This window comes from Sphingomonas sp. (assembly GCF_032114135.1).
Lineage (GTDB): Bacteria > Pseudomonadota > Alphaproteobacteria > Sphingomonadales > Sphingomonadaceae > Sphingomonas.
The window spans coordinates 1033666-1046397 of record NZ_DAMCTA010000001.1; the positions used below are offsets into that span (position 1 = coordinate 1033666).

Annotated in this window: 9 protein-coding genes; 3 read left to right on the top strand and 6 right to left on the bottom strand. The window is 66.5% G+C overall.

The genetic code is table 11. From position 1 onward, the window contains the following. Positions 1-12 precede the first annotated feature (12 nt). From RT655_RS04770 to RT655_RS04780, 3 genes are read right to left on the bottom strand one after another with little or no spacing between them, the layout of a single operon-like run. Positions 13-1203 carry a zinc-dependent alcohol dehydrogenase gene (locus tag RT655_RS04770; protein WP_313535252.1) on the bottom strand — a complete coding sequence of 397 codons (1191 nt, stop codon included), beginning with the start codon at positions 1201-1203 and terminating at the stop codon, positions 13-15. Beyond that, complete coding sequence (locus RT655_RS04775; protein ID WP_313535253.1) at positions 1203-1796, bottom strand: SRPBCC family protein; 594 nt, start codon at positions 1794-1796, stop codon at positions 1203-1205. The genes RT655_RS04770 and RT655_RS04775 overlap by 1 nt, the downstream gene beginning before the upstream one ends. Before the next feature lie 18 nt (positions 1797-1814). After that, positions 1815-1964, bottom strand: a complete 150-nt coding sequence (locus tag RT655_RS04780) for a hypothetical protein (protein ID WP_164521791.1) — start codon at positions 1962-1964, stop codon at positions 1815-1817. Between the two features lie 571 nt (positions 1965-2535). On the opposite strand from RT655_RS04780, the gene RT655_RS04785 reads away from it, so the two are divergent. The 3 genes from RT655_RS04785 to RT655_RS04795 all read left to right on the top strand — a co-directional run bounded on the left by RT655_RS04785 (position 2536) and on the right by RT655_RS04795 (position 6811). After that, the gene (locus RT655_RS04785) at positions 2536-3624 is read left to right on the top strand and encodes a PLP-dependent cysteine synthase family protein (RefSeq protein ID WP_313535254.1); all 1089 of its coding nucleotides are present in this window, start codon (positions 2536-2538) and stop codon (positions 3622-3624) included. 77 nt (positions 3625-3701) lie between these two features. After that, a complete protein-coding gene (locus RT655_RS04790) occupies positions 3702-5765 on the top strand; it encodes a phosphocholine-specific phospholipase C (RefSeq protein WP_313535255.1) in 2064 nt (687 codons plus the stop codon). 59 nt (positions 5766-5824) lie between these two features. Beyond that, on the top strand, positions 5825-6811 hold the full coding sequence (locus RT655_RS04795) for a LacI family DNA-binding transcriptional regulator (RefSeq protein WP_313536907.1): 987 nt from the start codon (positions 5825-5827) through the stop codon (positions 6809-6811). Here RT655_RS04795 and RT655_RS04800 read toward each other — a convergent pair. From RT655_RS04800 to RT655_RS04810, 3 genes are read right to left on the bottom strand one after another with little or no spacing between them, the layout of a single operon-like run. After that, positions 6808-8628 (bottom strand): response regulator, encoded by a 1821-nt coding sequence (locus RT655_RS04800; protein WP_313536908.1) that lies wholly within the window; start codon positions 8626-8628, stop codon positions 6808-6810. The two genes, RT655_RS04795 and RT655_RS04800, sit on opposite strands and share 4 nt — an antisense overlap. Then, on the bottom strand, positions 8621-9493 hold the full coding sequence (locus tag RT655_RS04805) for a CheR family methyltransferase (protein ID WP_313535256.1): 873 nt from the start codon (positions 9491-9493) through the stop codon (positions 8621-8623). The genes RT655_RS04800 and RT655_RS04805 overlap by 8 nt, the downstream gene beginning before the upstream one ends. After that, positions 9478-12591 (bottom strand): response regulator, encoded by a 3114-nt coding sequence (locus RT655_RS04810; RefSeq protein ID WP_313535257.1) that lies wholly within the window; start codon positions 12589-12591, stop codon positions 9478-9480. Before RT655_RS04810 ends, RT655_RS04805 begins: the two co-directional genes overlap by 16 nt. Between the last annotated feature and the right edge of the window lie 141 nt (positions 12592-12732).

Here is a 12732-nt window from a genome sequence, read left to right on the forward strand (position 1 = left end):
TTCCGTGCCTCCTTATTCGGCTGCCAGCGCCATGCCGGGCTTTAGCACGACCTTGGTCACTTCGTTCTGGTTGTCGTGGAACATCTTGTAGCCCTGCGGCGCCTGCTCCAGCGGCAGCGTGTGGCTGATCAGGAAGGTCGTATCGATCTTCTCTTCCATGATCGCGTTGAGCAGCGCGGGCATATAGTGCTGGACATGGGTCTGGCCCGTCTTGAGCGTCAGCCCCTTCTCCATCAGCGCGCCGAGCGGGAACTTGTCGACGAAGCCGCCATAGACCGCCGGCATAGAGACGCGCCCGCCCTTGCGGCAGGCAAGGATCGCCTGACGGATCGAGTGGATGCGATCGGTGCCGAGGAAGGTCGACTTCTTGATCTGGTCGAGCACATTGTCGACGAAGAAGCCGTGCGCCTCCAAGCCGACGCTGTCGATCACCGCATCCGGGCCGATGCCGCCGGTCATCTCGAACAAGGCCGCAGCCGTGTCGGTTTCCTCGAAGTTGATCGTCTCAGCGCCGAAACGGCGAGCGAGTTCGAGGCGCCGCGGGAAATGGTCGATCGCGATGACGCGCTCGGCGCCCATCAGGAACGCCGACTGCACCGCGAACAGCCCAACCGGCCCGCAGCCCCACACCGCGACAGTATCGCCCGGCTCGATCTCGGCATTCTCCGCCGCCATCCAGCCGGTGGGCAGGATGTCGGAGAGGAACAGCACCTTGTCGTCCTCAATCCCGTCCGGGATCACGATCGGGCCGACGTCGCTGAACGGCACGCGGACATATTCGGCCTGGCCGCCGGCATGGCCGCCGGTGAGATGGCTGTAGCCAAACAGCGCGCCCATCGGCTGGCCGTACATTTCCTGACCGAGGTCCTGATTGTCGGCAGGCAGCCCGTTCTCGCAGGCGGAATATTGGTGCTTGCCGCAATGGTAGCACGAGCCGCAGGAGATGGTGAACGGCACCACCACGCGCTGGCCCTTTTTGAGCGTCGATTTGGGACCGGTCTCCACCACTTCGCCCATGAATTCATGGCCGAGGATATCTCCGGCCATCATCGTCGGGATGAAGCCGTCATAGAGGTGGAGGTCGGAACCGCAGATCGCGGTCGAGGTGATCTTGATGATCGCGTCGCGCGGGTTGAGGATCTCGGGATCGGGCACCGAGTCCACGCGGACGTCGTGCTTGCCGTGCCATGTGAGTGCGCGCATCAGTTCCGCTCCTCCTCGAGCTGTTGCTTGGTGCGGGACGAGGTTGCGATCTCGCCGGTTTCCATGAGTTGCTTGAAGCGGCGCAGGTCGCGCTGCGCCTGCATCTTCGGTTCGCGCTGGAAGATGCGGGAGAGTACGCGGCCCAAGGTGCCGAAGGGCTGCTCGTAGTTGATCGTCGCGACGACCACGGTGCCGCGGGCCCCGGCGTCGCGAAACTCGATGCGGCCGCTGTTCGGGATGTCGGCACCTTCCTCGGACGCCCAGGCGATCAGCTCGCCCTCGCGATCCTCGGTGATCCGCGAATCCCACTCGACCGTGCCGCCGCCGGGGGATTTCACCACCCAGTGGCTACGCTCGCTGTCGAGCACGTCGATCCGCACGACATTATCGAGGATCGGCGGCAGATTGCTGAAATCGCGCCAGAAGGCGTAGAGCTCGGCGCGCGGGCGATTGATCGTCACCGCACGCGCGACGAGCTTGTCGCCGCGCTGGACGATCAGCCTGTCGGTTGCCTGGTCGATCGCCTGGCGTTCGTTGTTGGCAGTACTCAGCGGCGCGTCGTCCTGCGACGCGCGGTTCATTGTGTCGGCCATAATGCCTCCGTTGGCGGTTCAGCCCTGCGGCGAACCGGGCAGCTTCGGGGGAAGATCGTCGTCGCCCTCGGCGGGTGCCGGGGTCGACGTGGCGGCGGGGTTGGTCTCGGTCGAACCGGGGTCGCGTTGTTCGTCGCGCACCTCGGGATCGTTCGGCGGGGTGGCCATGATCCAGTCTCCTGCACTTGGGGGAGGTGCAGAACGTAACCACCGGGGCGAGCGCGGGTTGCAATTTTTCTCGGCCCTGACGTGGGTTAGGCCAGTTTGGTCGAAACCGCAGGGCGCGGCGGCGGTCGGTTCCTTCGCGGCACGGGCTCGGTGTACCCCAATTGCGTCTTATTGCGCCGCGAACCGAAATCGGTGGTTGAGGGTGCCGGGTAGCTTCCCTGGCGTCGCCACAACGCATCCAACCCTGTTATCTGCTAATGACTAGCAGTAGGCATGAAGGTTAGCCGCGGCGCATTCGCGACCTGCGCAGTCGCGAGCTGAAAGGTGCGGGGGGTAGACGTTCCCTATTGCGCACCATTCTTAAAAAGCGAACTCCTTGACGCACGCAACCGTGACCACCCCCTACCGGGCACTTGGGTGTCTCTTCCGCAGTATCCACGCTGTCGGAAACGATCGTGCCCCATAACAGCCAATACTGTCAGGCCCCCGAATCCAGACAGATCAAGATGCCTAGCAAGAAGCGCTTTCCGGGGTCGACGCCTGTGCGGTCCAGCCGTTAAAGGCACCTATCATGACCGCCGCTGCCCTGCCCCGCCCCATCCGCTGCGAACGCGCGTGGGTCGACGATGCCGTCCGCACCATCGACGCCGAGTTCAATCGCTCCGCCGACACCCATCTGGTTCGCGTCGAGCTTCCCGGCGCACCGGGCATCACGCTGTATCTGAAGGATGAGTCAAGCCACCCCACCGGCAGCCTCAAGCACCGGCTGGGCCGCTCGCTGTTCCTCTACGCGCTGTGCAACGGCTGGATCGGCCCCAAGACGACGATCGTCGAGGCGTCGAGCGGTTCGACCGCCGTCTCCGAAGCCTATTTCGCCAGGATGATCGGGCTGCCCTTCGTCGCAGTGCTACCGCGCGGCACCTCGCCCGAAAAGATCGAGGCGATCGAGTTCCATGGCGGCCGCTGCCATGAAGTTGTCGACCCCCGCTCGGTCCGCAGCGAGGCGCAGCGGCTCGCCACCGAATTGGGCGGCCATTTCATGGATCAGTTCACCTATGCCGAGCGCGCGACCGACTGGCGCGGCAACAACAATATCGCGCAATCGATCTTCGAGCAGATGGCGCAGGAAGACCATCCCGTCCCCACCCACATCGTCTGCGGTGCCGGGACCGGCGGCACTTCGGCGACGATCGGCCGCTATCTGCGCTATCGCCGGCTGGAGACGCGGCTGTGCGTCGCCGATCCCGAGGCATCAGTGTTCCACCGCCATTATGTCGACCGCAACGTCACCACCGTCGACGGCGCGCCGTCCTGCGTCGAGGGAATCGGGCGGCTGCAGCTTGAGCCGTCCTTCCTGCCGGACGTGATCGATCGCATGATCACCGTGCCCGACGCGGCGAGCCTCGCGGGGGCCCTGCGGATCAGCCGGGTGCTCGGCCGCCCCTGCGGCGTCTCGACCGGCACCAATATCTGGTCCTGCGCGACGTTGATCCGCGAGATGCGCGCCGCCGGTGAAACGGGCTCGATCGTCACACTGTTGTGCGACGACGGCCGCCGCTATGGCTCAACCTGCTTCGACGCCGGCTGGCGCGCGGCGCATGGCTACGAGACCGACACGCACGATCGGGCACTGGACGATCTTTTCCTGCCAACCGCCTAACAACCGTCATCAATTCGTCATCCGGCTGCTGCACCCGCCCGGAGACAGGGTTGGGTGACGTGGGAGTTGCGGACACGATGACGGATGGGGGCACGACACGGCGGCGGTTCCTGTCGTACGGCGCGCAGGCGGCAGTGGCATCGGCGCTTCCCGCTTCGATCGCGAGGGCTGCGGCGATCCCGGCGGATGTCCGCAGCGGCACCATCGCCGATGTCGCGCATGTCGTGATCCTGATGCAGGAGAACCGCAGCTTCGACCATTACTTCGGCACGATGAAGGGCGTCCGCGGCTTCGGCGACCCGCTCACCGTGCCGCTGCCGGGCGGTCGCAGCGTGTTCGCGCAGGAAGCCGCCGACGGCCGGCTGGTCGCGCCCTTCCACCTCTCGACCAGGGAGCATTTCGAGCTGATGCGGGTGGCGAGCACGCCGCACAGCTGGCCCGATGCGCAGGCCGCCTGGAATCAGGGCCGGATGCAGCGCTGGGCGGCCGCCAAAACCGATCGCGCGATGGGCTATTTCACCCGCGAAGACCTGGAGTTCCAGTTCGCGCTCGCCGAGAGCTTCACGCTCTGCGACGCCTATCACTGCGCGGTGCATACCGGCACCAACACCAACCGCCTGTTCCTGTGGACCGGTACCAACGATCCCAGCGGGATGCTGGGGGGCCCGTCGATCGGCAATTCGCACGATGAGCTGGCGACCAATGGCGGCCATCCCGACTCCTATCGTTGGACGACCTATCCCGAGCGGCTCCAGGCAGCCGGCATCGACTGGCGCGTCTACCAGGACATGGCGGACAATTTCACCGACAACCCCCTGGTCGGCTTCGCCGCCTATCGCGAGGCGCAGCCGGGCTCGCCGCTGTACGACCGTGCACTGATCACCCATGGGCTGGATCAGCTGCGCGCAGACGTGCTCGCGAACAAGCTGCCCCAGGTCTCGTGGATCATCGCCGACGCCAAGGGGAGCGAGCACCCTGCCCCCTCCAGCCCGGCCCAGGGCGCGGCCTATACCGCGGCGGTGATCGACGCGCTCACTGCCAATCCGGAGGTCTGGGCACGCACCGTGCTGATCGTCAATTTCGACGAGAATGACGGCTTTTTCGACCACGCGCCACCGCCCTGCCCGCCGTCGCGCGATCCGGCGATGGTCGGCGGCTTCCTGGGCGCCTCGCAAGTCGACGCGTCGAACGACTATCATCAGATCCCCAGCGTGGCCGACGACAAGGCCGAGCGGCCCGAACTGATCGGCCGCCCCTATGGCCTCGGGCCGCGCGTGCCCTGCTATGTCGTCTCGCCCTGGAGCCGCGGCGGCTGGGTGAACTCGCAAGTCTTTGATCACACCTCGGTCATCCGCTTCCTGGAGGCGCGGTTCGGAGTGCAGGAGCCGAATATCTCCGCATGGCGACGTGCGGTGTGCGGCGATCTGACCAGCGCCTTCGACTTCCGCAGCCCCAACCGCAAGGTGGCACCGTCGCTGCCCGATCCGCGCGATCTCGCCACCCGCGCAGCCGCGCTGCCCAGCCAGCCCGAGCCCAGCGCGCCCGTCGCTGCCGGCGAGGCGCCGGCGCAGGAGCCGGGCATCCGCCGCGCCCGCGCGCTCCCCTATGCGCTGGAGGTCAGCGAAGCTGCGCTCGATTCGAGCCGGATCGCGCTGCGCTTCGAATGCGCCGGCGCCCCCGCGGTGGTGCATGTCTATGATCAGTTGGATCTCGACGCGGTACCGCGCCGCTACACGCTGAAGCGGGGCGGCACGATCGACGCCGAATGGCCACTCGATTCGGCCGGGCGCTACGATCTTTGGCTGCTCGGCCCCAACGGCTTTCACCGCCATTTTGCCGGCCGGGGCGGTCTCCATGCCGGCGCAGTGCGCTGGCAGCAGCGGCGGGGGCCCGCCCCGTCGCTGACCATTACCGCGCCGCAAGGGCTCAGGTCGGACTGGCCGCGGCACGCCAGCCTGCGCCCCGTCCGCGCGGGAGAAACCAAGGTAGCGCTAACGGTTACCGGTGGCTGGTACGACCTCGTCTTCACCGATCCCGCGGTGCCCGGTTACCGCCGGCGTCTTGCCGGACGGATCGAAAATGGCAGCGATGGTTGGTCCGAACCACCATTTACCAATGTTAAGGTTTCCCAAAACGATTAGGACGCGATACTGTCAGCGCTGACAGAATAACACGTTGGGGGGCGGGACAGTTGAAGTCAGTGGGCTTGGTCGAACTGGCGAAGATAGCAGGCGTGTCGGTTTCGACTGCCTCCAGGGCGCTTTCCAACCATCCGCGCGTGGCCCGGGGGACCCGCGAACGCATTGTTGCCCTCGCACAGGAACATGGTTTCCGCCTCAACCAAACGGCCAGCGCCTTGCGCAAGCAGCGTACCGGGGCGATCGGGGTGGTGGTGCCGCTGGGCCATGAAGTCGATCAATCGCTGTCCGATCCCTTTTTCATGGGGCTGCTGGGCGGCCTCGCCGATGCGTTGAGCAAACGCGGCTATGATCTGTTTCTGTCGCGGGTGGTGCCGCAGGGCCCGCGATGGCTGGACGACATCATCGCCTCGGGTCGCGTCGACGGTATCATCCTGATCGGCCAGTCGGACCAGCTGGAGGCGATCGAGCGGGTGGCGGGGAGTTATGATCGCATGGTGGTGTGGGGCGCCGCACGGCTGGGCTCGGACCAGATCACCGTCGGTACCGACAACGTCACCGGGGGTGAACTTGCCGCGCGCCATCTGATCGCACGCGGTTGCAAGCGGCTGGCCTTTCTCGGCAATCCGGAGGCACCTGAATTCTCCGATCGCTACAAGGGCTTTCAAAGCGCCATCACCGAGGCAAAGGGGGTCACCGATACGGTGGTGCCGATCCATCTGACCATGGAAGATGCCTATCGTGAGATGACCGCGTATCTCGGCGCCCACCCTGCGCCGGACGGCATTCTCGCCGCGTCCGACGTTATTGCGATGAGCGCGATGCGCGCGCTCGCCGAGCGGGGCCTGCGCGTGCCGGAAGACGTGGCCGTGATCGGCTATGACGACATCCTGCTCGCCGGCTATACTACCCCGGCGCTCACCACGATCCGCCAGGACGTCGTTTACGGCGCAAACCTGCTGGTGGAGTTGCTGCTGGCGCGGATCGCCGGACAAAATGTCGGCTCGGTGGCCATGCTACCCGAGCTGATCGTCCGCGATTCGGCTTAGCCCGGGTCGGTCAGTGCGGCGCGCACCAGCAACTGGTGGAGCGCCGCAGCGATCGTCCGGGCATCGAACGGCTTCTCGATCACCGTCACCGCATCGAGCCCTATCGGAAGATGATCCCGGCCATAGCCGCTGACGAACAGGAACGGGATATCGCGATCGATAAGCGACGCCGCCACATCGTCGACCAGCGCGCCCTGCAGATTGCCGTCCAGAAGCACCGCATCCATCGGCATTTTGTCGATTGCTGCCATCGCATCCCCCGCCGTGGCGACGACGCCCGCCACGACCATACCGGCATCTCCTAGGATCGTGGCGAGTTCGAGTGCGACCAGCGGCTCGTCTTCGACGATCAGCATCCGCTTGCCGACCAGCGCCGCGCCGCCGCCCGCCGGCAGCACCGGGATCATCCGACGTGCAGCGCGCGGCTCCTCGCGCAGTCGCACCGCGCTGGCATAGGGGATCGACAGCTTCCAGGCGACGCCACCCTCGCCGTAGCGGGGTACCGCGCTGCCGCCCTCGGCTTTCAGGCTGCGTTCGATCAGAGCGGTGCCGAAGCCACGCCGCGTCGGCGGTGCCGCAGTGGGGCCACCGCTCTCCTCCCAATCGAGTTCGAGCATCCCATTTCGAACGCCCCAGTGCAGCCCCACCCGCCCTTCGGGGACCGACAGCGCGCCATATTTGTGCGCATTGGTCGCCAGTTCGTGGAGGACCAGTGCCAAGTGCAGCGCCGGCTCGGGTGCCAGCTCTACCATCGGCCCACCGGTATCAAACCGTTCCGGATCGATCGTGCCGGTCTGCAGCTGGCCCTCGACCAGCTCCTGCAGGCTGGCGCCCTGCCAGGTTGTGCTGCTGAGCAGCGAGTGGGCGCGCGCCAGGGCATGGATGCGGCCGATAAAGGTCGGCGCGAAGTCCGAGGGACCGGCGGAATGGCGCAGCGTCTGGGTCGCAATCGCCTGCACCGAAGCCAGCGTATTCTTCACGCGGTGGTTCAGTTCGCCGATCAGCAGCCGCTGGGTCTCCTCGGCGCGTACCCGATCGGTGACGTCGAGGATCTGGGTGTTGACCGAGAGCAGGGATCCATCGGTCCCGAGCAGCGCCGAGCCATAGACTTCGCAGTCGAGCGTCACGCCCACCGACGTGCGCATCCGCAGCGGCCGCATGTCGCGGATATGCTCGCCGGCGATCATGCCGCCGATCATCGTGTCGAACCGCGCGGCATGCTCCGCATCCAACCATTCGAGATCGGACGGACGCAGGCCGGAGACTTCCACCGCCCGCCAGCCGAACATCCGCTCGGCCCCGGCGGACCAGGCGATGATCCGCTGCTCGGCATCGAACTCAACGATCGCGAGCGGCGAATTGTCGCGATGCGCTTTCAACCGCGCGAGCGCTGCGGCATGGCGGTCGCGCTGGCGGGCAATCTCCTGCCGCTGCGCCGCCAGCTCGACGAAAATCTCCACCTTGTTGCGCACGATCTGCGGATCGACCGGCTTCAGCAGATAATCCACCGCACCAGTCTCGTAGCCGCGGAAGCGGCGGCGTTCGTCGGTGGCGACCGCGGTGAGGAAGATGATCGGTACCCGGCGGGTTCGTTCGGTGCCGCGCATCAGCTCGGCGAGCTCGAACCCGTCCATCCCCGGCATCTGCACGTCGAGCAGCGCCAGCGCGACGTCGTGCACCAGCAGCAGCTCCAGCGCTTCCATGCCCGAGGCCGCGGTGAGCAGCTCCAGCCCGTCCTGCTCCGCGAGCAGGGCCTCCAGCGCGACCAGGTTTTCGGGCACGTCATCGACGGCGAGGACCTTCACCGGATCACGCATCGGCCATTGTCCGCAGCCCGACATTGGTCCGCCGATAGAGGCGCTCGCCCGTATCGAAATCGACAAAGGCATCGGCATGGCGCGAGAAGCGCAGCGTCTCGCGCGCGCCGAGGCCGAGGAACCCGCCGCGCACCAGCGTGTCCCCGAACAGCCCGAGCGCGCGATCCTGCAACTCGCGATCGAAATAGATCAGCACGTTGCGGCTCGACACCAGATGCGCCTCCGCAAACACCTGATCGGTGGCAAGGCTATGTTCCGCGAAGACGGCACGGGCACGGAGACTCTTATCGAACACCGCGCCACCATAGGCCGCCGTGTAGTAATCGGAAAGCGAACTATGTCCGCCGGATAGGCGGTGATTCTCGGTAAATTGCGGAATCCGTCCCAGATCGAAAATTCCCGCCTGGGCCTTGGCCAGTGCCGCCGGGCTGATATCGGTGCAATAGAAGATGGTCCGGTCCTCCAGCCCCTCCTCGCGGAAGAGGATGGCGAGCGAGTAGAATTCCTCGCCATTGGCGCAGCCCGCAATCCAAACCTTGAGCGAGGGCCAGGTGCGCAGGTGCGGCACCACCTTCTCGCGCAACGCACGGAAATAGGCGGGATCGCGGAACATCTCGCTCACCTGGATGGTCAGGAAACCCATCAGCTCCGCGAACACCGCCGGCTCGCGCAGCAGCCGGTGCTGGAGCTGCGAAAACCCCTCGCAGCCGAAGCGCTGGCAGGCCCGCTCCATCCGCTTGTGCAGCGAGCTGCGCGAATACCCGCGAAAGTCGTACTGATAGTGCCGCCAGATCGCCTCGAGCAGCAGGTCCAGCTCGATCTCCGCATGCGGCGGAACCACGTCGTCGATCACCGCGGCATCCACACCCGCACCAGGCTGAGCAGCTTGTCGATATCGAGCGGCTTGGCGAGATAGTCGTTGGCGCCGGCGTCGAGGCATTCCTGCTGGTCGCGCGCCATCGCCTTGGCGGTGAGCATCAGGATCGGCAGCGTCTTGCCCCAGGGCTGCTTGCGGATTTCGCGCGTGGCGGTGAGGCCGTCCATCTCGGGCATCATCACGTCCATCAGCACAAGATCGACCGGATCGGTGAGATGGCGCGCGCATTCGTCGAGCGCATGCAGCGCCTCGCGGCCGTTGCGGGCGATGCGAACCTTAACTCCATGGGGTTCGAAAATGCTCGTCAGCGCATAAACGTTCCGGATGTCGTCCTCGACCACGAGGATCGAGCGCCCCTCGAGCGCCGCGTCCCGGCCCAGCGCCTTGGCGATCAGCGCCTGTTGCGGCTCGGGCAGCTCGGAGACGACTTGGTGGAGGAACAGTGTCACCTCGTCGAGCAGCCGCTCGGGCGACTTGGCGCCCTTGACGATGATCGACTTGGAATATTTGCGGAGCCGCAGCTCCTCGTCCTGGCTGAGGTCGCGGCCGGTATAGACGATCACCGGCGGGAAGCCCACGCTGTCGTCCTCGCTCAGCCGATCGAGCAGGTCGAGGCCCGAAGCGTCGGGCAGGTTCAGGTCGAGCACCATGCAATCGAACGTCTCCTGGCCGAGCCGCTCGAAGGTCTGCGCGGCCGAATGGGCCTGCACCGTCTCCACCTCGCGCGAGGCGAGCAGCGCCTTGACGCTCTCCGCCTGCTGGGCATCGTCCTCCACCACCAGCACGCGGCGCATGCGCTGCGACATCTTGGCCTCAAGGCCTTCGAGCATGTCGACCAGCTGCTCGCGCTTCACCGGCTTGAACAGATAGCCCACCGCGCCGCTCGACAGCGCCGCTTGGCTATCGTCGTCGACCGAGACGACATGCACCGGGATGTGCCGCGTGCGCACGTCGCGCTTGATCCGGTCGAGCACCGACAGACCGGTATGGTCCGGCAGGTTCATGTCGAGGATCACCGCGTTGGGCACATATTGCCGTGCCAGCAACGCGCCCTCGTCGGCGGTGCCGGCGATCAGGCACTGGAAACCGAGATCATGCGCGATGTCGCACAGGATGCGCGCAAAGACGGGATCGTCCTCGACGATCAGGATCACGCGGGAATCGCCTGACAACTTCTCGCGATCGTCCTCGGTCGGCTCGGCGCTGCGGCGACGGCCGGGCTTGGGATTGGAGGGCTGCGGCTTCACCGGCACCGGGCTGGGGCTCGGCAGCGGCGCGGCCGCCTGGACCAGCGCGGGATCATAGGCCTCGGGCAGGATTACCGTGAAAGCGCTGCCCGCGCCGGGCTCGCTTTCCACCGCGACTTCGCCGCCGAGCAGCCGCGCCAGCTCGCGCGAGATCGACAGGCCGAGGCCGGTGCCGCCGTATTTACGACTCACGGTACCGTCCGCCTGGCGGAAGGCCTCGAAGATCACCTGCTGCTGCTCGGACGGAATGCCGACACCGGTGTCGCGCACCGTGAACGCGATCCGCCCGTCGGGGCGGCGCGATACGCCGAGCGATACTTCGCCCTTCGCCGTGAACTTGATCGCGTTCGACAGGAAGTTCTTGAGCACCTGCTCCAGCCGCTGCGGATCGGTCTCGATCTCGCCCGGTGCGCCCGCCGCCTGCTCGATGCGGAAATCAAGCCCCTTGGCGGACGCCGAGGCGCCGAACACTGCCTTGAGCTTGTCGAGCACCGGCGCGATGCGAAGGCGGCGCGGCTGGAGCTCCAGCTTCCCTGCCTCGATCTTCGAAATATCCAGAATATCGTTGATCAGCGTGAGCAGATCGTTGCCCGAGGTCTCGATCGTCTCGGCATGGCGGACCTGGTCGGGGCTGAGATTGCCCGCGCGGTTCTCCGCCAGCAGCCGCGCCATGATCAGCAGCGAGTTGAGCGGCGTGCGCAGCTCGTGGCTCATATTGGCGAGGAATTCGGACTTGTAGCGGCTGGCCTGCTCCAGATCGGCGGCCTGCTGCTCCAGCGAGCCCTGGGCGCGGGCGAGTTCGTCGCGCTGCAGCTCCAGTGCGCGGGTCTGCGCCTCCAGCTCGGCATTGCTCTGCTCAAGCGCGGACTGCTGCGCCTCCAGCCGGGCGGCAGTGTCCTGCAGCTGGCGGCTCTGGGTCTCCAGCTCGTCATTGTTGGTGCGCAGCTCCTCGCTCTGGACCTGCAGCTCCTCGGCCTGCTTCTGCGTTTCCTCGAGCAGCGCGCGCAGACGGGCGCGGTATTTGCCCGAGCGGATCGAAACACCGAGCTGCCCGCCGATCCGCTCCAGCAGCGCCTGCACCTGCGGATCGACCGCGCCGGGGAAGCCGAGTTCGAGCACACCGTTGATCTCGCCGTCCGCCTCGGTGACACCGATCACCAGGGTGCGCGGCTGTGCCTGGCCAAGGCCAGAGCCGTAATAGAGATAGCCCTCCGGTACCTGCTCCAGCACGAACTGGCGGCGATCCGCGATCGCCTGGCCCAGCAGCCCCTCGCCCGGCTTCACCCATTCGGGCAGCGGCGCGTCGGCCGGCACGGCATAGGTGCCGCGGCGGCGAAAGCCGCCGCCGCTGGGATCGCGCACGAAGATTGCGCCCGCCTGTGCGCCCGTATAGTCGGCGAGGAAGCGCAGTGCCGCGGTGGCGAGATCTTCCAGCGGCAGCTCGCCGGCGACCGCCTTGGCGAGGCCGACCTGCCCCGATTGCAGCCATTCCTCGCGCCGGATCGCCAGCCGGTTGCGGATGAAGGCGAAGCCGATGCCCGCGAGGATCCAGATGATCGCGGTGCCCAAGACGCGGTTGACCAGCACCACCTGTGGATCCACGCCTGGCGGGGCCAAGGTGAACCCGGCGAAGTTGAGGAGCGTCGCCAGCGCCGCGACGACAAGCGGCACCACCGGCCGCCCGGCGGTGTAGGCGATCACCGTCGGCAGGATATAGCCCGCCCAGGTCGCCGTGCCGAGCGGCAGCACGGTGTCGGCGCCGAACGGCAGCACCAGCAGGGCGGTGAGCCCCGCGTAAAGGGGAAGCGTGGGCTTACGGCTGCGCTGGCTGGGCGACATTTGAAATCTCAAAGGGATAGATGGGCCAAGGGGTACCCGCCTTTGCCCCACCCCTGCAACCCTGACGGCGGGACCATCCCGATCCTCCCCTGAAAGGGGAGGTAGCGCGCGCAGCGCGACGGAGGGGTGTCGACGCGGGTA